Genomic DNA, 20205 nt, shown 5'->3' with positions numbered 1-20205 from the left:
AAAGAGCCCGCCCAGCCGGGCTGGCCGCGCGCCACGCCGGTGCGGCGGTCTACAGTGCTGCCTTTGCCTCCTTTGTTCAATTCGAAAGTAGAAATGCAAGTCATCGTTGTGGGGTCAGGCAAGCTGGCCAAGGAGCTTCTGGGGGCGCTGCCTGCCCGTGGCGAAGCGCAGGTTTTGCCATGGGCCGGTGAGGGGCAGCGTGCAGAAAAATCTGTCGTGCTGCATGCCGGTTCCGGCAGGGAGCTGGAGGCTGCCTGCGCCTTTTGCGAATCCACGCACTCCCCGTTGGTAGAACTGGCCACCGGGTCCGGGCTGGAAGGGCGTGTGGTGGGTTTTCCGGTCGTCCTGTGTCCGAACACCAACATCCTCATGCTCAAGTTCATGGCCATGCTGGAGCGCAGCGGGCCTCTGTTTCGCGGCTACCGCACCGGGCTGACCGAATCCCACCAGGCCCAGAAGTCCTCGGTGCCGGGCACGGCCGTCAGCATGGCGCAGGCACTGGGCCTGGCGCCGGGGGACATCCGGTCCGTGCGCGATGCCGGGGTGCAACGGGACGTGCTGCACATTCCCCAGGAGCATCTCGCCCGCCACGCTTACCACCGGGTGCTGATCGAGGATGGCGCGTGCAGCGTGACGCTGGAAACCCGTGTCTATGGCGATGCACCGTATGCGGAGGGTGTCGCGCACATCGTGGCGGCCGTGCGCGAGCGGCCGCTGGAAAACCGGTGCTATTCCATCATGGAGTTCATCGACAACGCGTGGGTGTAGGCGGCACGCGGGCGCCACAACAATAAAAAAGCGCCGGAGGACCGGCGCTTTTTCGTGACCGCCGGGCGGTGGGGTTCAGGCGGCCAGCGCCTTGACCACTGCATCGCCCATCTGCGCCGTGCCCACCTTGGTGGTGCCTTCGCTGTAGATGTCGGGGGTGCGCAGGCCCTGGGCCAGCACCTTCTGCACCGCGGCTTCGATGCGCTGGGCGGCGGCTTCCTGGTTCAGGCTGAAGCGCAGCATCATCGCGGCCGACAGGATGGTGGCCAGCGGGTTGGCCACGCCCTTGCCGGCGATGTCCGGCGCACTGCCGTGGCTGGGCTCGTACAGGCCCTGGTTGGTGCTGTTCAGGCTGGCCGAGGGCAGCATGCCGATGGAGCCGGTGAGCATGGAGGCTTCGTCCGACAGGATGTCGCCGAACATGTTGCCCGTGACCACCACGTCGAACGCCTTGGGCGCCTTCACGAGCTGCATGGCGGCGTTATCGACATACATGTGCTGCAGCTCGACGTCGGGGTATTCCTTGTGCACGTCGGTGACCACGTCCTTCCAGAACTGGAAGGTTTCGAGCACGTTGGCCTTGTCCACGCTGGTGACCTTCTTGTTGCGCTTGCGCGCAGCCTGGAAGGCGACGTGGGCGATGCGCTCGATCTCGGGGCGGCTGTAGCGCATGGTGTCGAAGGCTTCCTCGGCACCGGGGAAGTGGCCGTCGGTGGCCACGCGGCGGCCGCGGGGCTGGCCGAAGTAGATGTCGCCCGTCAGCTCGCGGATGATGAGGATGTCCAGGCCCGCGATCAGCTCGGGCTTGAGGCTGGATGCACCCACCAGCTGCTCGTAGCAGATGGCGGGGCGGAAGTTGGCGAACAGGCCCAGGTTCTTGCGCAGGCCCAGGATGGCTTGTTCGGGGCGCAGGGGGCGGTCGAGCTTGTCGTATTTCCAGTCGCCCACGGCGCCGAACAGGATGGCGTCGGCTTCCTTGGCGAGCTTGAGCGTGGACTCGGGCAGTGGATGGCCGTGCGCGTCGTACGCCACGCCGCCCACCAGGGCGGATTCCATCTCGAACGGGAGTTCCAGGGCCTCCAGAACCTTGACGGCTTCAGAGACGATTTCGGTGCCAATGCCGTCACCCGGCAGAACTGCGATTTTCATTGAATTTGCTTTGTTTTTGATAGCTATCAGCGCTTATGGGTAAAGCGCTAGAAGCCAATTTGAATGATATTTTGGATGCCTGCGCCGTCTCACGACACCATGGTGTGCGCCAGCCAGGGCTTGGTGGCCAGCCGCTCTACTTCAAAGGCCTTGATCTTGTCGGACTGGCGCAAGGTCAGGCCGATGTCGTCAAAGCCGTTGAGCAGGCAGTATTTGCGGAAGGCCTGCACCTCGAACGGAATCTCTTGGCCCTGCGGACGCACGATGACCTGGCGCTCCAGGTCGATGGTGAGCTGGTAGCCGGGGAAGGCCAGCACTTCGTCGAACAGCTGGGCCACCGTGGCCTCGGGCAGCACGATGGGCAGCAGGCCGTTCTTGAAGCAGTTGTTGAAGAAGATGTCGGCGAAGCTGGGCGCGATCACGGCGCGAAAGCCGTACTGGTCCAGCGCCCAGGGCGCGTGCTCGCGGCTGGAGCCGCAGCCGAAGTTCTTGCGCGCCAGCAGCACGGAGGCGCCCGCGTAGCGCGGCTGGTTCAGCACGAAGTCGGGGTTGGGCTTGCGGCTGGCGGGGTCCTGGCCGGGCTCGCCGTGGTCCAGGTAGCGCCACTCGTCGAACAGGTTCACGCCAAAGCCGGTCTTCTTGATCGACTTGAGGAACTGCTTGGGGATGATCGCGTCGGTATCGACGTTCTCGCGGTCCATCGGGGCCACGAGGCCTTTGAGCAAGGTGAATTTCTGCATGGCGTTCTCTGGATTACTTGGCGGCGCGCTCGAGGGCGCCGCCGGCACGCTGTACGTCCTGGCCCACGCCCTTGACGGTGTTGCAGCCGGCCAGCACGAAGGTGATGGCGAGCACGATGAGGGTTGCGGTCTTTTTCATGACAGGGCTCCTTCAGGCAAATTGACGAATGTCCACAAAGTGGCCGTGCACGGCGGCGGCGGCGGCCATGGCGGGGCTCACCAGGTGCGTGCGGCCGCCAGCGCCCTGGCGCCCTTCGAAGTTGCGGTTGCTGGTGCTGGCGCAGCGCTCGCCGGGCTCCAGGCGGTCGGCATTCATGGCCAGGCACATGGAGCAGCCGGGTTCGCGCCACTCAAAGCCCGCGGCCACAAAGATCTTGTCCAGGCCTTCGCGCTCGGCCTGTTCCTTGACCAGGCCCGAGCCGGGCACGACCATGGCCAGCTTCACGTTGCTGGCGACCTTGCGGCCCAGGTTCTTCACCACGGCGGCGGCTTCGCGCATGTCTTCGATGCGGCTGTTGGTGCACGAACCGATGAACACCTTGTCGATGGTGATGTCGTTGATCGGCTTGCCCGGCTGCAGGCCCATGTAGGTCAGCGCGCGCTCGATGGCGCCGCGCTTGTTGGCGTCCTTTTCCTTGTCGGGGTCGGGCACGCGGGCGTCCACGCCCAGCACCATCTCGGGCGAGGTGCCCCAGGTGACCTGCGGCACGATGTCGGCGGCGTCGAGCTTGACGACGGTGTCGAACTTCGCGTCGGCATCCGAATGCAAGGTCTTCCAGTACGCCACGGCCTGGTCCCATTCCACGCCCGTGGGCGAGAGGGGGCGGCCCTTGACGTAGTCAATGGTCTTGTCGTCCACCGCCACCAGGCCCGCACGCGCGCCGCCTTCGATGGCCATGTTGCACACGGTCATGCGGCCTTCCATGCTCATGGCGCGGAAGACGGAGCCCGCAAACTCGATGGTGTAGCCCGTGCCGCCGGCCGTGCCGATCTTGCCGATGATGGCCAGCACCACGTCCTTGGGGGTCACGCCTTTGGCGAGCGTGCCGTCCACCTGCACCAGCATGTTCTTGGCCTTCTTGGCCAGCAGGGTTTGCGTGGCCATCACGTGCTCGACCTCGCTGGTGCCGATGCCGTGGGCCAGCGCGCCAAATGCGCCGTGGGTGCTGGTGTGGCTGTCGCCGCACACCACGGTCATGCCGGGCAGGGTGGCGCCGTTCTCCGGGCCGATCACGTGCACGATGCCCTGGCGCTTGTGCATGAACGGGAAGAACGCAGCGGGCGAGATCTGCGCCATGTTGTCGTTCAGCGTGGTGATCTGTTCCTTGCTGATCGGATCGGTGATGCCGTCATAGCCTGCCTCCCAGCCCGTCGTCGGCGTGTTGTGGTCGGCCGTGGCCACGATGGAGCTCATGCGCCAGACCTTGCGGCCCGCCTCGCGCAGGCCTTCGAAGGCCTGCGGACTGGTGACTTCGTGCACCAGGTGGCGGTCGATGTAGAGGATGGAAGTGCCGTCCTCTTCGGTGTGGACGACGTGTTCGTCCCAGATCTTGTCGTACAGGGTGCGTCCCATGGGGTGGCTCTCTTCCTTCAGGTGGGGTGATTTTAGTGTTGGGGCCCGGGCGACACGGCCGCGGCGCGGGGAGCAAGGTGCTCCACCAGCAGACGGGCGGTGACGGGCAGGGCATCGAAATCGCGGGCCACCACGCGCAGCTCGCGGTGGGCCCAGGCGTCCGTCAGTGCAATGGCCTGCAGCCGGCCCACGCCGCGCATGAGCTCAAAGGCGCGGTCGGGCAGCAAGCCCACGCCCAGGCCGCTGTCGATCATCCGGCACATGGCGTCCAGCCCGGTGACCTGGATGCGCTGGCGCAGCGGGCGCCCGGCCGCCGCAGCCGCCGAGCGCATGGCCAGGCTGATGCTGCTGTTGGCATGCAGGCCAACGATGTCCCAGTCCAGGATGTCTTCAAAATTGATGGCGTCACGTCCCGCCAGTTCATGCGCCTGCGGCACAACCAGCACCAGGTTGTCGGCGCGGTACGGGCGGCTTTGCAGTTCCATGGCGCCGTTGCCGCTGGCCATGCTGACATTGCAGATGCCCAGGTCCGCCGCGCCCTCCTGCACGGCATGCAGCACGTCGCTGCTCAGGTGTTCCTGCAGGTCGATCTTGATCTGGCTGTGCTCCCGGGCGAACGCGCCCAGGTCTTCCGGCAGGAACTGGAAGATGGCCGAGATGTTGGCGTGCATGCGCACATGGCCACGCACGCCGTCGGCGTATTCGCTGAGTTCACCCTGCATGCGTTCGAGCCCGAACAGCACGGTGCGCGCGTGGTGCAGCAGGCTTTCGCCCGCGGGCGTCAGCGTGACGCCGCGGCTGTGGCGGTAGAGCAGGGCGGTGTCCACGGCTGTTTCCAGGTCGGACAGGCGCTTGCTCACGGCCGATGCGGCAATGAACTCCCGCTCGGCCGCCCGGCCGATGCTGCCCAGCTCGCACACCGCCACAAACAGCTGCAGCGAGGTCAGGTCGATACGGCGCGCAAAACTGCGCTCGGAGCTTTTCATCGTGTCATTGTCTTCTCGAAAAGAGAAGGTTCTGTATTTTCTTCCTATTATGAATTGGTCGCCATCGTTGTGCGCGATGGCTGGGCTGCCGCTCCGCTGTGACCCCAGCGGGCGACGCGTGCTCAAGAAGCCCGGAGGCTCAGGCGGCGCAGGTGCTGCCGTGCTCCGGCACCAGGGCGTGCCAGCGCAGTTCGTGCTCGATGCGCTGGCGCAGCATGTCGGCGGCGCCCATTTCTCCGTGCACCACGTACACCTGGTCCGGCGCATGGCCCATGCTGCGCAGCCAGGCGATGAGCTGGTGGCCGTCCGCATGCGCCGAGGCGGACGACAGATGCACCACCTCCGCGCGCACGGCCACGTCCTGGCCGTGGATGCGGATGTTCTTTTCGCCCGCCGCCAGGCGCGCGCCCCGGGTGCCGGGGGCCTGGTGGCCGGTCAGGATGACCATGTTGCGGTGGTCACCCGCGTGCAGCGCCAGGTGGTGCAGCACGCGGCCCCCCGTGGCCATGCCACTGGCCGACAGGATGACCATGGGGCCATGCAGCCTGGCCAGCCCCTTGGATTGTTCGGGCGTCTGGACCATGGTGGCGCCATGTTCCAGCGCCTGCACCTCGCGGCCGCTCAGCCGGTGTTCCTGCATGTGATGCTGGAACAGCCCCGTGGTGCTGACCGCCATGGGGCTGTCCAAAAACACCTTGAGCGAGGCGGGCACCACCCCGCGCGCCTTGAGCTGGCCGATGGCATGCAGGACCACCTGCGCGCGGCCCACGGCGAACACCGGCACCACGGCAATGCCGCCACGGGCCGCCAGGCGCTGCAGGGCGGCGCCCAGCTCGCCCTGCAAGTCTTCTGCGGGGTGCTCGCGGTCGCCATAGGTGGACTCGATGAGGACCGTGTCCGCCGGGGGCGGAGCATCGGGCGGGTTCATGAGCAGGTCGTCGGGCCGCCCCAGGTCGCCCGAGAACAGGATGCGGCGGCCCCCCACTTCCAGCAGCACGCTGGCCGCCCCCAGGATGTGGCCTGCGGGGGAAAAGGTCACGCGCCAGCCCGGCAGGGGCTCGAACACCTGGTGGAAGGCATGGACCTGGAACTGCTTGAGGCAGTGCAGTGCGTCGAGCCGGGTGTACAGGGGCAGGGCGGGGGTGTGGCTGCTGAGCTGGTGCCGGTTGAGGTACGCGGCGTCTTCCTCCTGCAGGTGTCCGCTGTCGGGCAGCAGGATGGTGCACAGGTCGCGTGTGGCCGGTGTGCAGTGGATGGCGCGGGCATAGCCGTCGCGGGCCAGCAGGGGCAGGTAGCCGCTGTGGTCCAGGTGCGCATGGGTCAGCACCACCGCGTCGATCTGCCGGGGCGTGACGGGCAAGGGCTGCCAGTTGCGCAGGCGCAGCTGCTTGTACCCCTGGAACAGGCCGCAATCGACCAGCAGGCACCTGCCGTTGTGGCGGACCAGGTATTTGGACCCTGTGACCGTGCCGGAGCCGCCCAGGAAGGTGAGGTTGACGTCGTTGTTCATGCCGGATGCTCCTGCGCGATGGTCCTGGGGCCGTGGTGCCGCCCTGGAGGGCGGCAGCGTGGATTTCCATGCTACTTCGCGGGCGGGTGGGCGGGGGCGGCCTGCCGGCGGCTTCTTGCCTCAGATCAAGAAATGGCGGCTGGCAATGTTTTCCTGTTGCCATGGGGACTTCGGTGCTACCGTGGGGCGCCGCTTCCACTCGGGTGAGCGGTTTTGGGCGGTTGTCTCCGCAGGCGGGTTCTGGCATGCAACCCTGGTTTTCCTCTCCAGCGCACGGTCCCGTGCTGGCGGCGGTCCTGATCGCCGGGGGCACGGGTGTGCACGCGCAGGTGCCGGACGAGCCGCCCGAGTGGGCCGACGAGCCCCCCGTGCTGTCGCGCTGGCTGGAAGAGGGCTACGTCGCGGAGGTGCGGCGCCAGCCGCACCGCGCTGCCTCGCGGTATTGCGACGCGGCGCGCTATGGCAGCGTGGAGGCGCAGTACCGCCTGGGCCGCCTGTTGCTGCATGGACGTGACGTGGTGCCCGATCCTGCAGCGGCGGCCACCCTGCTCGCCATGGCCGCCCAGCGTGGGCATGAGAAGGCCCGCAGCCTGGCGCAGGGCATGGTGCCCGGCGACCACCTCCCCGACTGCCTCACCACGGGTGAGGCCCCTCGGCTGGAGGTCAGGGACTCCGCCCAGGAGGTGGTGCCGCAGGAGGTGGTGGACCGCTACGTGAGCAACCTGCCGGACGACAAGCGCCGCCACGCGGAACTGGTGCAGCGGCTCGCGCCCCGCTTCGACGTGGACCCACGGCTGGCGCTGGCCATCGTGCGGTCGGAGTCCAACTTCCAGGCCCGTGCGCTGTCGCCCCGCAATGCGCAGGGGCTGATGCAGCTGATTCCGGAGACGGCGGAGCGTTTTGGCGTCCGGGACGCCTGGAGCCCCGAGCAGAACGTGCGGGGCGGGCTGGCCTATCTGCGCTGGCTGCTGGACCGTTTTGCCGGCGATGTCGCCCTGACATCGGCCGCCTATAACGCCGGCGAAAAGGCCGTGGAGCGCCACGGCGGTGTTCCTCCCTATGCGGAGACCCGCGAGTACGTGCGCCGCATCCTGGGTTTTTACCGCTCTGCGCAGCACGAGCGGCCTGTGGCCGGCCCTGCATCGCTGGCGTCGGCGCGCGCAAAAAAACCGCCTGGGCCGTAGATAGGCCGCAGGCGGTTTTTGGCAGGCGCTGGCGCCCGGATCAGCTGAAGAAGTTCTTCAGCCGGTCCGTCCAGCTCTCGCCGCTGGGCGAGTGGCGGGCGCCACCCTTCTTGAGGGAGTCTTCCAGCTCGCGCAACAGCTTGCGCTGGTGCTCGGTGAGCTTGACCGGCGTTTCCACCGCGATGTGGCAGTACAGGTCGCCGGGGTAGCTGGCGCGCACGCCCTTGATGCCCTTGCCGCGCAGGCGGAACTGCTTGCCGGCCTGGGTGCCTTCGGGGATGTCGATGGCCGCCTTGCCCGCGAGCGTCGGCACCTCGATCTCGCCGCCCAGCGCCGCCGTGATGAAGCTCACGGGCACCTGGCAGTGCAGGTCGTCGCCGTCGCGCTCGAAGATGTCGTGCTTCTTCAGGCGGATCTCGATGTACAGGTCGCCGGGCGGGCCGCCGTTGGTGCCTGGTTCGCCGTTGCCCGTGCTGCGGATGCGCATGCCGTCGTCGATGCCGGCGGGGATCTTCACTTCCAGCGTCTTTTGCTTCTTGAGCTTGCCCTGGCCGTGGCAGGTGGTGCAGGGTTCGGGAATGATCTTGCCCGTGCCGCGGCAGTGCGGGCAGGTCTGCTGCACACTGAAGAAGCCCTGGCGCATCTGCACCGTGCCCGCGCCCTGGCAGGTGCCGCAGGTCTTGGCGCTGGTGCCGGGCTTGGCGCCGCTGCCGTGGCAGGTGTCGCAGCTTTCCCACGAGGGGATGCGGATCTGCGCATCCTTGCCGCGCGCGGCTTCTTCCAGGGTGATCTCCATGGCGTAGCTGAGGTCGCTGCCCCGGTACACCTGGCGTCCGCCAGCACCGCGCCCACGCCCGCCCTGCTGGCCGAACATGTCGCCGAAGATGTCGCCGAAGGCCTCGGCGAACCCGCCGAAGCCTTCCGCGCCCGGGCCCCCGGGGCCGCGCATGTTGGGGTCCACCCCGGCATGGCCGTACTGGTCATACGCGGCCCGCTTTTGCGGGTCGGAGAGCATCTCGTAGGCCTCCTTGGCCTCCTTGAATTTCTCTTCGGCAGGCTTGGCCGCATCCCCCTGGTTGCGGTCGGGGTGGTGCTTCATCGCCAGCTTGCGATAGGCCTTCTTGATTTCTTCGTCCGAGGCGTTCTTGGGAACGCCCAGGATTTCGTAAAAGTCTCGTTTGGACATGGTCTTTCTGAGCCCGGTTGGAACAGGAACGCCGCGCAAGCCCCCCTGTCAGGAAACTCGCGCGGCGGCTCGGGTCAAACGGGGCGTGTTCAGCCCTTCTTGACTTCCTTCACCTCGGCATCGACCACGTTGTCGTCGTCGGGCTTGCTGCTGGAGGAGGACGATGCCTGCTGACCACCCGATGCGTCGCCCGCACCGGCGCCGGCTGCCGCCTGCGCTGCCTGTGCGTCGGCATACATCTTCTCGCCCAGCTTCTGGCTGGCGGCCATCAGGGCCGTGGTCTTCTCGTCAATCGCGGCCTTGTCCTCGCCCTTGAGGACTTCTTCCAGCGCCTTCACGGCGGCGGTGATCGCATCCTTCTCGCCCGCGTCGAGCTTGTCGCCGTGTTCGGCCAGGCTCTTGTTCACGCTGTGCACGGCGGCCTCGCCCTGGTTGCGGGCCTGCACCAGCTCCAGCTTCTTCTTGTCGTCGGCGGCGTTGAGCTCGGCGTCCTTCACCATCTGCTGGATTTCTTCTTCCGACAGGCCGGAGTTGGCCTTGATGGTGATCTTGTTTTCCTTGCCCGTGCCCTTGTCCTTGGCGCCCACGTGCAGGATGCCGTTGGCGTCGATGTCGAACGACACCTCGATCTGCGGCACGCCGCGCGATGCGGGTGGAATGCCTTCCAGATTGAACTCGCCCAGCAGCTTGTTGCCCGTGGCCATCTCACGCTCGCCCTGGTAGACCTTGATGGTCACGGCGGGCTGGTTGTCGTCAGCCGTCGAGAAGGTCTGCGCGAACTTCGTCGGGATGGTCGTGTTCTTCGTGATCATCTTGGTCATCACGCCGCCCAGCGTCTCGATGCCCAGCGACAGTGGCGTCACGTCCAGCAGCAGCACGTCCTTGCGGTCGCCCGAGAGCACCTGGCCCTGGATGGCGGCGCCCACGGCCACGGCTTCGTCGGGGTTCACGTCCTTGCGGGGTTCCTTGCCGAAGAATTCCTTGACCTTCTCCTGCACCTTGGGCATGCGCGTCATGCCGCCCACCAGGATCACGTCATGGATGTCGGAGACCGACACGCCGGCGTCCTTGATCGCCATGCGGCAGGGGGCGATGGTGCGCTCGATCAGCTCTTCCACCAGTGCTTCGAGCTTGGAGCGCGTGAGCTTGATGTTCAGGTGCTTCGGGCCCGAGGCATCGGCGGTCACGTAGGGCAGGTTGATGTCGGTCGAGGCCGAGTTCGACAGCTCGATCTTGGCCTTCTCGGCCGCTTCCTTAAGACGCTGCAGGGCCAGAACGTCGTTCTTGAGGTTGACGCCCGACTCCTTCTTGAACTCGTCAATGATGTAGTCGATGATGCGCTGGTCGAAGTCTTCGCCGCCCAGGAAGGTGTCGCCGTTGGTCGACAGAACTTCGAACTGCTTTTCGCCGTCCACGTCGGCGATTTCGATGATGGACACGTCGAACGTGCCGCCACCCAGGTCATACACGGCGATCTTGCGGTCGCCCTTTTCCTGCTTGTCCAGGCCAAAGGCCAGTGCCGCGGCGGTGGGCTCGTTGATGATGCGCTTGACGTCCAGGCCGGCGATGCGGCCGGCGTCCTTGGTGGCCTGGCGCTGTGCATCGTTGAAGTACGCGGGCACGGTGATGACGGCTTCCGTCACGGGCTCGCCCAGGTAGTCCTCGGCCGTCTTCTTCATCTTGCGCAGGATGTCGGCGGACACCTGCTGGGCCGACAGCTTGTTGCCGCGCACTTCGATCCAGGCGTCGCCGTTGTCGGCTGCCACGATCTTGTAGGGCATCAGGTCGATGTCCTTTTGCACTTCCTTCTCGGTGAACTTGCGGCCGATCAGGCGCTTGACGGCGTACAGCGTGTTCTTGGGGTTCGTCACGGCCTGGCGCTTGGCCGAGGCGCCGACGAGGATCTCGCCGTCTTCCTGGTAGGCCACGATGGAGGGCGTGGTCCGCGCGCCTTCGCTGTTCTCGATCACGCGCGTCGTGTTGCCTTCCATGATGGACACGCAGCTGTTGGTGGTACCGAGGTCAATGCCGATGATTCTTCCCATGATTTTTCTCCGAATGCTGGAATGGTTTGGATGGCTAGTAACTTGTGGATAACTCGTGGGGGTTCAAGTCATCCGTGCTGATTTATTTGAGGATTTACTTCGGGGCCGTGACGGTGACAAGCGCCGGGCGCAGCACGCGCTCGGCGATCACGTAGCCCTTTTGCAGCACGGCCACGACGGTATTGGCTTCCTGCTCGGCAGGCACCACGCTGATGGCTTGGTGCTGGTGGGGGTCGAACTTGGCGCCGGCGGCAGGGTTGATGGCCAGCACCTTGTTGCGCTCCAGGGCCGAGGTCAGCTGGCGCAGGGTGGCGTCGGCGCCCTCGCGCAGCTGCTGGGGCGTGGCTTCCTTGATGGCCAGCGCGGCATCCAGGCTGTCGGCCACGGGCAGCAGGCTTTCGGCAAAGCTCTCGATGCCGAATTTCCGCGCCTTGGAGACCTCGTCTTCGGCGCGGCGGCGGGCGTTCTCGGCCTCGGCCTTGGCACGGAGGAACTGGTCGGCCAGGTCAGCGCTCTTGGCCTTGAGTTCGGCCAGCTCGCCCTGCAGCCGCGCCAGCTCGTCGGAGGCGTGGGCTGCCATGGCGGCTTCAACTTCTTCGGGGGCGGGGGCGCTCTGTGGGGGGATGGGTTGGCTGGTGTCTGACATGTCGTGGTCTAAAAGTGGATAAACAAACAGTAGTACGCGCGGGAGGTGGGGACATGCCCGCGCATTTCAAGGTCTGGCGAAGGGGCATGTGGCTGTGGGCCCATGCCCGGCGTGTTTTGCTGTAAAGCATGTCGTCCCGCCCGGCGGATTTGCAAGGGCCAGGGCGCGACAAGGCCGCATTTTCGGGAGGGATGCCGCTCTTGGAAAGCTCCTGAGTGTACAAGCGGCCAGGAGCGGGCTATAATTGCCGGCTTTGCCTTGCCACACTGCTCACGACGCAGCAGGTGGTCTTACCCAAAAGGAGTATGCATGCGTCATTACGAAATCATTTTGTTGATCCATCCGGATCAAAGCGAACAGGTTCCAGCCATGCTGGAGCGCTACAAGGGCATGATCACCGCTGGCGGTGGCAAGGTGCACCGCGTGGAAGACTGGGGCCGCCGTCAACTGGCGTACCTGATCAACAAGCTGGCCAAGGCCCACTACCTGTGCGTGAACATCGAAGCCGACCAGGCCGTGATGGCTGAACTGGAGCACGCCTTCAAGTTCAACGACGCCGTGCTGCGCCACCTGACGGTTCAGAAGAAGAAGGCCGATACCGGCCCGTCTTCCATGATGAAGACCGTCGAGCGCGAAGAAGCCCGCAAGGCCAGCCAAGCTGAATACGCTGCGGCCGGCGGCGAGCGCGGCGAGCGCTGATCCTTCCTCGTTTGAGTGGAGAACCGCGTTGTCTTGACCGCCTGTATCGCAGAGGCTGAACCCTTGCGCTACACGCCCGCCGGATTGCCTGCCATCGCCCTGCGGCTCGAACACGAGTCCCAGCAAACCGAAGCAGGCCATCCCCGCGAGGTCAAGGCCACCATGAAAGCCGTCGCCTTTGGTGCGATGGCCGAGCGCCTGGCAAGGCAGAACATCGGAAGTCTCTGGACTTTCAGTGGATTCCTCGCCACACCGCGCAATGGCAAGAACGCAGTGCTCCACATCCAGGATATTCAACAAAATTAATTTGCAAGGGGTCCGCAATGGCCACGTTCAAGAAGTTCAACAAAGACAAGCGCCCAAAGCGCAACACCCAGTCCCTGCTGTTCAAGCGCAAGCGCTTTTGCCGCTTCACGGTGACGGGTGTTGAAGAAATCGACTACAAGGATGTCGACACGCTGCGCGATTTCATCGCCGAAAACGGCAAGATCATCCCCGCGCGCCTGACCGGCACGCGCGCCATCTTCCAGCGTCAGCTGAACACCGCCATCAAGCGCGCCCGCTTCCTGGCCCTGGTGCCTTACAGCGACCAGCACAAGATCTAAGGAGCACAACCCATGCAAATCATCCTGCTCGACAAGGTTGTGAACCTCGGCAACCTCGGCGAAATCGTCAAGGTCAAGGACGGCTACGCCCGCAACTTCCTGATCCCCGCTGGCCGCGCCCGCCGTGCCACCGAAGCTGCCAAGGCAGAATTCGAAGCCAAGCGCGCTGAACTCGAAAAGGCAGCTGCCGCCAAGCTGGCAGAAGCCCAGGCCCAAGGCGAGAAGCTGGCTGGCACCACCGTCAAGCTGACGCAAAAGGCTGGCGTGGACGGCCGTCTGTTTGGTTCCGTGACCAACCACGACATCGCCGAAGAGCTGAACAAGCAAGGCTACAAGGTCGCGAAGTCGCAGATCCGCCTGCCCAACGGCCCTATCAAGGTCGTGAGCGAAAGCACCGTGAACGTTGCTCTCCACACCGATGTGGTGGTGGAAGTGACCGTGTCGGTCTACGGCGAAACCGCCTGATCGGCCATTTCCGGCCCTGGAGCTGGAATGTCGCAAGGCCGCCTTCGGGCGGCCTTTGTTTTTTTGGCCCCACTGCGCCATACAGGCTTGCCCACCGGCTGCCCACCCGTTATCCACAGACTTGTGCCATGACGGCGCGCCGTGCACACGCTAGCATGCAAGGCTTGCCGTGCGCTGCGGTTTGCCGCCAGACCACGCGCCCAGCCGGCCGTCGACGCATCCCTTTCCGCTTTCAAGAAACTGTTGCCCATGTCCGCCGTCTTTCCTGCCCTTGATGATGGCTTCACGCCCGTGCCCGACCGTGAAGTGGCGCAGTTGCGCGTGCCGCCGCACTCCATCGAGGCCGAATCCAGCGTGCTCGGCGGCCTGCTGCTGGACAACAACGCCTGGGACCGCGTGGGCGACCTGCTGGTGGAGAGCCACTTCTACCGGCACGAGCACCAGATGGTGTATTCGGCCATCGGTGCGCTGATCAATGCCAGCAAGCCGGCCGACGTCATCACCGTCTTCGAGCACCTGCAGAACCAGGGCAAGGCGCAGGAAATGGGCGGGCTGGCCTACCTGAACAACCTGGCCCAGTACGTACCCAGCGCCAGCAACATCCGCCGCTATGCGGAGATCGTGCGTGAGCGCGCCATCCTGCGCAAGCTGGTCACGGCCAGCGATGAAATCTCCACCAATGCGTTCAACCCGCAGGGCAAGACGGTCGAGCGCATCCTGGACGAGGCCGAGGCCAAGATCTTTGCGATCGGGGAGGAGGGTTCCCGCACCAAGCAGGGCTTCCAGTCGCTTGACACCCTGGTGATCGACCTGCTCGACCGGGTGCAGGAGATGGCGGACAACCCGGTGGACGTGACCGGCGTTCCCACCGGCTTTGCCGACCTGGACCGCATGACCTCGGGCCTGCAGGCGGGCGACATGGTGGTGCTGGCGGCGCGTCCGTCCATGGGCAAGACCTCGTTCGCGGTGAACATCGCCGAGCACGTGGCGCTCAACGAAGGCCTGCCGGTCGCCATCTTCTCGATGGAAATGGGCGCCGCCCAGCTGGCGGTGCGTATCGTGGGTTCCATCGGCCGCGTGAACCAGGGCAACCTGCGCACGGGCAAGCTGACCGACGACGAGTGGCCCCGCCTGACCGAGGCGATCGAAAAGCTGCGCACCGTGTCGCTGCACATCGACGAGACGCCGGGCCTGACACCTGGCGAGCTGCGCGCGAACGCCCGGCGCCTCGCGCGCCAATGCGGCAAGCTCGGACTGATCGTGGTGGATTACCTGCAGCTCATGAGCGGCTCGGGGGCCGGCAGCTCCGACAACCGTGCCACCGAGCTGGGCGAAATCTCCCGGGGCCTCAAGATGCTGGCCAAGGAACTGCAGTGCCCGGTGATCGCGCTGTCGCAGCTCAACCGCTCGGTGGAGCAGCGCACCGACAAACGCCCCATGATGTCCGACCTGCGCGAATCCGGCGCCATCGAGCAGGATGCCGACATCATCATGTTCATCTACCGCGACGACTACTACAACAAGGACTCGAAGGAGCCCAACGTCGCGGAGGTCATCATCGGCAAGCAGCGGAACGGCCCCACCGGCACCGTGAAACTGTTCTTCCAGAAGAACCAGACGCGTTTCGAGAACCTGGCGATGGGCTCGGGCGACGATTTCTAATGAAAATAGCTACCAGCGCTTGTTGTATAAGCGCTGGCAGCTATTGAATTGATAGCAATCTCGCAGTGCCCGGGTGAGGGACTGTGCAACGCCTGCGTGGCTGCTGAGTTGTGTGGTGGTTGCCCTTACTGTCGCAGCGCCCACACCAGCAAGCCAGCGCAGCCGGCCGCCAGAACACCCATGGCCACCGTGAGCCGCCGGTGGCGCTGGCGCAGCACTTCCACCGCCTGCACCACCTGGGCGTTCTGTTCGGCCAGGGACTGGATCAGCACCGCTGATTCCTGCTGCTCCTGCTCCAGCCGCGCGACGCGGTCCCGCAGATGCTGCAACTGCAGCGCGACCGGAATGGCGGGCTCGCCGCCGGCACTCTCGAGTGCACCTGCCGCAGCATCGGCATTCCCTTTTTGCGTGGTGCCCAGCAGCTTCCTGGCCGCCTGCAGGATCTGGGGCGTCGCCTCGATGACGTCGCCCCAGGGCACCAGTTTCAGTGCCGCGACCCAGCCCGCCGCCAACTCAGAGCACCTCGCTGGCGAAGTCCGCCAGGCGCGAGCGCTCGCCGCGCGCCAGCGTGATGTGCCCGCTGTGTGGCCAGCCCTTGAAGCGGTCCACGGCGTAGGTCAGGCCTGACGAGCCTTCGGTGAGGTAGGGCGTGTCGATCTGCGCCAGGTTGCCCATGCAGATGATCTTGGTGCCGGGGCCGGCCCGGGTGATCAGCGTCTTCATCTGCTTGGGCGTCAGGTTCTGTGCCTCGTCGATGATCACGTACTTGTTCAGGAAGGTGCGCCCGCGCATGAAGTTCATGCTCTTGATCTTGATGCGGCTGCGGATGAGTTCGTTGGTGGCGGCGCGGCCCCACTCGCCCGCATTGCCGCCGTCGCCCTTGGCCAGGAACTCCAGGTTGTCGTCCAGCGCGCCCATCCAGGGGCCCATCTTTTCCTCCTCGGTGCCGGGCAGGAAGCCGATGTCCTCGCCCACGCTCACCGTGGCGCGTGTCATGATGATCTCGGTGTAGCGGCGGTCGTCCAGCACCTGGGTCAGGCCCGCGGCCAGGGCCAGCAGGGTCTTGCCGGTGCCCGCCGTGCCCGTCAGGGTCACGAAGTCGATCTCGGGGTCCATGAGCAGGTTCATGGCGTAGTTCTGCTCGCGGTTGCGCGTGGTCACGCCCCACACCGCGTGCTTGGCCGAGCCGTAGTCCTTGAGCGTCTGCAGCACCGCCGTCTTCTCGCGGATCTCGCTCACACGGGCGAACAGGCTGGGCTCGCCGGGCGCTTCGAAGTACACGAACTGGTTGATCATCAGCTGCGGCACGATGGGCCCGCCGATGCGGTAGTAGGTGTGCGCGCCGCTTTGCCAGCTTTCGACGTTCTTGCCGCTCTTGGCCCAGAAGTCCGGGGGCAGGGCCAGCACACCGGCGTAGAGCAGGTCGCCGTCCTCCAGCGTCTTGTCGTTCTGGTAGTCCTCCGCCGTCAGGCCCAGCGCGCGCGCCTTCACGCGCATGTTGATGTCCTTGGACACCAGCACCACTTCACGCGGGGCGTGCAGCTTGCGCAGGGCCTCGACCACGCCCAGGATCTGGTTGTCGGCCTTGCCCGGTGGCAGGCTGGTGGGCAGGCTGTAGTCCAGGGGCGCGGTCTGGAAATACAGGCAGCCGCCGGCCGCGCGCTGCCCCGTGGAGTCAAGTTTCAGGCCGCGCGCGATGTCGGCGCCTTGTGCGGCTGCCAGCGCATCCAGCGTGCGGCTGGCCTGGCGGCCATTGCGGGCCACTTCGGTCATGCCCTTCTTGTGGCCGTCGAGTTCTTCCAGCACGATCATCGGCAGGAAGATGTCGTGTTCCTCGAAGCGGAACAGGCTGGTCGGGTCGTGCAGCAGGACGTTGGTGTCCAGCACGAAGAGCTTGGTGGGACCTTGCGGCGCGGACTTTCTGCCGCGCGTGCTGGCGGGTGCGGCAGCAGCGCCGGCCGCCACGGAGTTGCCGCCGGTGGTGCGTGCCTTGCGGGTGCTGGTCGGGCGGGAGGCGGGCACGGCTGCGGGCTCCGGCGCGCGGGAGCGGGTCTCCACCTGGACAAGGGGTGCCGTGCTCGGTGCGGCCGTGGCCGAAGCCACGCTGTCCGCCTTGCGCCCCGAGCGGGCAGCGGGTGTGGCCGCACGTGCTGGTGGCGCCACAACGGGTTCATTGGCGGAGGCTTGCGACACCCGGGGGCGGGCTGCGACTTCAAAGGCTTCTGGCGCGAGGAGTGCGGCGCGCCGGCTGGGGGCGGGGGGCAGGGGCATGGTGGCGGGGCCTCGGTCGGTAATGGGAAAGACGGTCAGAAAGCAAAAAGCCGCCTGGAGACCAAGGCGGCTTTGGGGTGGCAGGGGGCAGGCGTTGCGGTAACCAGGGGCATAAATCCATTATGCCTACTCGCGATGTCTTGCCTGGGCAAAACCAGCGGGTTGTCGCTTTGAAGCCCCAAGGTGCGGATCAGGCGGCTTTTTTCAGGGCCTTGATGGATTTGACGGCCTTCAGGACTTCGTCCACGTGGCCCGGCACTTTCAGGCCGCGCCACTCTTGCACCAGCAGGCCATCGGGGCCGATCAGGAAGGTGCTGCGCTCGATGCCCTTGACCTTCTTGCCGTACATGATCTTGTTCTTGACCACGCCGAACATGTGGCACATCTTCTCTTCGGTGTCGGCGATCAGTTCGAAGGGCAGTTCCAGCTTTTCCTTGAAATCGTCGTGCGACTTCATGTTGTCGCGCGAAACGCCGAACACCGCGGCGCCTGCCTTCACGAAGTCCTTGTACTTGTCGCGGAACTGCATGGCCTCCGTCGTGCAGCCAGGCGTGTTGTCCTTGGGATAGAAGTAGAGAACCAGAATCTGGCCAAGGTGGGAGGTATTGGAAACCTTGATACCACCGGTTGCGTTGGCTTCAAATTCAGGGAGGGGTTTGTTGACAACGATCGCCATATCACTTCAATCTCTCAGGATGTAGTCGTTGGTAAGCCGGGGGAGCGGGTGTGTTATTGCTCTTGGAAGTGCCCCCGACCGCAACCGGTGATTTTACCCCGAAATCGATTGCCAGCCAAATGTAAGACAGTGTGTCCGCGTCGGCGTCTGCGGGTATGGAGGGAGGGGCTGCCGGGGCGCTGCGGGGCTGGGGAGCCGGGTCTCCGCCGGCGGGCGGCCTGCCCTCTGGCGGCGTTTCAGTCTTCCAGGATCAGCGCGGCCACCACGTTGCGGCCTTCGCTGGCCAGGATGTTGTAGGTGCGGCAGGCCGCGGGCGTGTCCATGGTCTCCAGGCCCAGCCTCCGCGCAATGAGGGGGGCGAGCCAGGCCGGCGGCGGAAAGCGGTTGCGCGTGCCGCTGCCGAAGATGATGAGTTCCGTCTCCAGTTGCGCCAGCTGCGCGAAGTGTTCCGGCGTCAGGTCTTCGAAGCGGGCACACGGCCACGCCTGGCGCAATCCGCCAGACCCCACGATGACGCTGTGGGTGATCTTTTCCGCGTCGATGCCGATCCAGCCGGGGCCGTAGCCGCTGATGGTCTGTGCGTTCGAGCGGTCGGGCTGGAATTTCATGGGCGTTGGTGCGGGTTGCAGGCGCTGGCGCAGCGGGTGCGCAAGGGCGTACGGCCCGGCAGCGGTGGTGATCTGTGGTCAAATTATAGGTTTCGCCAAGGTGCCAGCCGCTCTGGCCGCCACCTGACCTCACTGCACCACCGTCAGCGCATGAAAACCGTCCAAAAATCCGCCAAGCTCGCCAACGTCTGCTACGACATCCGGGGGCCCATCATGGACGCGGCCAAGCAGATGGAGGAAGACGGCCACAAGATCATCAAGCTCAACATCGGCAACCTGGCCGTGTTCGGCTTCGATGCGCCCGAGGAAATCCAGCTGGACATGATTCGCAACCTGCCCAATTCGGCGGGTTACTCGGACAGCAAGGGCATCTTCGCGGCGCGCAAGGCGGTGATGCACGAGACGCAAAAGCAGGGCATCAAGGGCGTGATGCTCGATGACATCTACCTGGGCAACGGCGCCAGCGAACTCATCGTGATGGCCACCAATGCGCTGCTGGACAACGGCGACGAGCTGCTGCTGCCGTCACCCGACTACCCGCTGTGGACGGCGGCCGCCAGCCTGTCGGGCGGTACGCCCGTGCACTACCTGTGCGACGAGGCCAATGGCTGGATGCCGGACCTCGATGACATCCGCGCGAGGATCACGCCCCGCACCAAGGGCATCGTGGTCATCAACCCGAATAATCCCACGGGCGCGCTGTATTCGGACGATCTGCTCAAGGGCATCGTGGCCATCGCGCGCGAGCATGGCCTGGTGATCTTTGCCGACGAGGTGTACGACAAGGTGCTGTACGATGGCGCCAGGCACACGGCCATTGGCTCGCTGAGCGAGGACGTGCTCACGCTCACCTTCAACTCGCTGTCCAAGAGCTACCGCTCCTGCGGCTACCGCGCCGGCTGGCTGGTGGTGTCGGGCGACAAGAAGCCCGCCAGGGACTACATCGAGGGCCTGAACATGCTCTCGAACATGCGCCTGTGCGCCAACGTGCCGGGCCAGTGGGCGGTGCAGACGGCGCTGGGTGGCTACCAGAGCATCAACGAGCTGGTGAACGAAGGCGGGCGCCTGCGCAAGCAGCGTGATCTGGCGTATGAGCTCATCACCGCCATCCCCGGCGTCACCTGCGTCAAGCCCCAGGCGGCGCTGTACATGTTCCCGCGCCTGGACCCGGCCGTCTACCCCATCGAGGACGACCAGCAGTTCTTCCTGGAGCTGCTGCAGGAAACCAAGGTCATGCTGGTGCAGGGCACCGGCTTCAACTGGGCGGCTCCCGACCATTTCCGTATCGTGTTCCTGCCCCACGAGGACGACCTGCGCGACGCCATCGGCCGCGTGGCGCGCTTCCTGGAGCAGTACCGCAAGCGCAAGCAGGCGGCTGCTGCGGCGGCAGCCTCGGCTGCGGCCTGAGTGGCACGGCGCCGAGTGAGGAGGG

The 20205-nt window shown here is 65.6% G+C and carries 21 protein-coding genes; 8 read left to right on the top strand and 13 right to left on the bottom strand.

From position 1 onward, the window contains the following. Window positions 1–93 precede the first annotated feature (93 nt). Window positions 94–768, top strand: a complete 675-nt coding sequence (locus ACAM51_RS05910; protein WP_218340123.1) for a dihydrodipicolinate reductase C-terminal domain-containing protein — start codon at window positions 94–96, stop codon at window positions 766–768. A gap of 75 nt (window positions 769–843) precedes the next feature. On the opposite strand, the gene leuB is transcribed toward ACAM51_RS05910, so the two are convergent. The 6 genes from leuB to ACAM51_RS05880 form a co-directional block, all read right to left on the bottom strand. Then, complete coding sequence (gene leuB, locus ACAM51_RS05905) at window positions 844–1917, bottom strand: 3-isopropylmalate dehydrogenase (RefSeq protein ID WP_218295565.1); 1074 nt, start codon at window positions 1915–1917, stop codon at window positions 844–846. A gap of 89 nt (window positions 1918–2006) precedes the next feature. After that, window positions 2007–2657, bottom strand: coding sequence for a 3-isopropylmalate dehydratase small subunit (gene leuD, locus ACAM51_RS05900; protein WP_218340124.1), 651 nt, complete (start codon window positions 2655–2657; stop codon window positions 2007–2009). Window positions 2658–2670: 13 nt separating this feature from the next. Next, window positions 2671–2796: an entericidin A/B family lipoprotein gene (locus ACAM51_RS05895; protein ID WP_010463809.1), complete on the bottom strand. Its 126-nt coding sequence runs from the start codon at window positions 2794–2796 to the stop codon at window positions 2671–2673. Window positions 2797–2808: 12 nt separating this feature from the next. Beyond that, entirely contained in the window at window positions 2809–4230 is a 1422-nt protein-coding gene (gene leuC / locus ACAM51_RS05890; protein ID WP_218295563.1) for a 3-isopropylmalate dehydratase large subunit, read from the bottom strand. A gap of 32 nt (window positions 4231–4262) precedes the next feature. Continuing rightward, entirely contained in the window at window positions 4263–5216 is a 954-nt protein-coding gene (locus ACAM51_RS05885; protein WP_218295562.1) for a LysR family transcriptional regulator, read from the bottom strand. A gap of 139 nt (window positions 5217–5355) precedes the next feature. Next, entirely contained in the window at window positions 5356–6726 is a 1371-nt protein-coding gene (locus tag ACAM51_RS05880) for an MBL fold metallo-hydrolase (RefSeq protein ID WP_218295561.1), read from the bottom strand. Window positions 6727–6971: 245 nt separating this feature from the next. Here ACAM51_RS05880 and ACAM51_RS05875 point away from each other — a divergent pair, with 245 nt between their 5' ends. Continuing rightward, window positions 6972–7910: a transglycosylase SLT domain-containing protein gene (locus tag ACAM51_RS05875; RefSeq protein WP_369642980.1), complete on the top strand. Its 939-nt coding sequence runs from the start codon at window positions 6972–6974 to the stop codon at window positions 7908–7910. 40 nt (window positions 7911–7950) lie between these two features. Here ACAM51_RS05875 and dnaJ read toward each other — a convergent pair whose 3' ends face one another. The 3 genes from dnaJ to grpE all read right to left on the bottom strand — a co-directional run bounded on the left by dnaJ (window position 7951) and on the right by grpE (window position 11787). After that, complete coding sequence (gene dnaJ / locus ACAM51_RS05870; RefSeq protein WP_218295559.1) at window positions 7951–9096, bottom strand: molecular chaperone DnaJ; 1146 nt, start codon at window positions 9094–9096, stop codon at window positions 7951–7953. Between the two features lie 89 nt (window positions 9097–9185). Then, window positions 9186–11141 carry a molecular chaperone DnaK gene (dnaK, locus tag ACAM51_RS05865; protein ID WP_218295558.1) on the bottom strand — a complete coding sequence of 652 codons (1956 nt, stop codon included), beginning with the start codon at window positions 11139–11141 and terminating at the stop codon, window positions 9186–9188. Between the two features lie 94 nt (window positions 11142–11235). Beyond that, window positions 11236–11787 (bottom strand): nucleotide exchange factor GrpE, encoded by a 552-nt coding sequence (gene grpE / locus ACAM51_RS05860; protein ID WP_218340129.1) that lies wholly within the window; start codon window positions 11785–11787, stop codon window positions 11236–11238. 309 nt (window positions 11788–12096) lie between these two features. On the opposite strand from grpE, the gene rpsF reads away from it, so the two are divergent. From rpsF to dnaB, 5 genes are all read left to right on the top strand, one after another. Beyond that, window positions 12097–12486 carry a 30S ribosomal protein S6 gene (gene rpsF / locus ACAM51_RS05855; RefSeq protein WP_094285575.1) on the top strand — a complete coding sequence of 130 codons (390 nt, stop codon included), beginning with the start codon at window positions 12097–12099 and terminating at the stop codon, window positions 12484–12486. Between the two features lie 15 nt (window positions 12487–12501). Continuing rightward, window positions 12502–12792, top strand: coding sequence for a primosomal replication protein N (priB, locus tag ACAM51_RS05850; RefSeq protein WP_218295556.1), 291 nt, complete (start codon window positions 12502–12504; stop codon window positions 12790–12792). A 17-nt stretch (window positions 12793–12809) separates the two neighbouring features. Further along, window positions 12810–13091 (top strand): 30S ribosomal protein S18, encoded by a 282-nt coding sequence (gene rpsR / locus ACAM51_RS05845; protein WP_005795932.1) that lies wholly within the window; start codon window positions 12810–12812, stop codon window positions 13089–13091. A 12-nt stretch (window positions 13092–13103) separates the two neighbouring features. Continuing rightward, entirely contained in the window at window positions 13104–13556 is a 453-nt protein-coding gene (gene rplI, locus ACAM51_RS05840; protein ID WP_218295555.1) for a 50S ribosomal protein L9, read from the top strand. A gap of 249 nt (window positions 13557–13805) precedes the next feature. Next, window positions 13806–15218: a replicative DNA helicase gene (gene dnaB, locus ACAM51_RS05835; RefSeq protein ID WP_218295554.1), complete on the top strand. Its 1413-nt coding sequence runs from the start codon at window positions 13806–13808 to the stop codon at window positions 15216–15218. Between the two features lie 125 nt (window positions 15219–15343). Here dnaB and ACAM51_RS05830 read toward each other — a convergent pair whose 3' ends face one another. The 4 genes from ACAM51_RS05830 to ACAM51_RS05815 form a co-directional block, all read right to left on the bottom strand. Continuing rightward, window positions 15344–15730 carry a hypothetical protein gene (locus ACAM51_RS05830; protein ID WP_218340130.1) on the bottom strand — a complete coding sequence of 129 codons (387 nt, stop codon included), beginning with the start codon at window positions 15728–15730 and terminating at the stop codon, window positions 15344–15346. Window position 15731: 1 nt separating this feature from the next. Continuing rightward, a complete protein-coding gene (locus ACAM51_RS05825) occupies window positions 15732–17489 on the bottom strand; it encodes a PhoH family protein (RefSeq protein ID WP_218340131.1) in 1758 nt (585 codons plus the stop codon). Between the two features lie 190 nt (window positions 17490–17679). Continuing rightward, complete coding sequence (locus ACAM51_RS05820) at window positions 17680–18165, bottom strand: peroxiredoxin (RefSeq protein ID WP_184858228.1); 486 nt, start codon at window positions 18163–18165, stop codon at window positions 17680–17682. A 236-nt stretch (window positions 18166–18401) separates the two neighbouring features. Next, on the bottom strand, window positions 18402–18773 hold the full coding sequence (locus tag ACAM51_RS05815) for an Mth938-like domain-containing protein (RefSeq protein WP_218295551.1): 372 nt from the start codon (window positions 18771–18773) through the stop codon (window positions 18402–18404). Between the two features lie 150 nt (window positions 18774–18923). Here ACAM51_RS05815 and ACAM51_RS05810 point away from each other — a divergent pair, with 150 nt between their 5' ends. Continuing rightward, window positions 18924–20180, top strand: coding sequence for a pyridoxal phosphate-dependent aminotransferase (locus tag ACAM51_RS05810; RefSeq protein ID WP_369642979.1), 1257 nt, complete (start codon window positions 18924–18926; stop codon window positions 20178–20180). The last annotated feature ends 25 nt before the right edge of the window (window positions 20181–20205 follow it).

This window comes from Acidovorax sp. A79 (assembly GCF_041154505.1).
Classification (GTDB): Bacteria; Pseudomonadota; Gammaproteobacteria; order Burkholderiales; family Burkholderiaceae_C; genus Acidovorax.
This window is presented reverse-complemented; position numbering and strand designations above follow the sequence as displayed.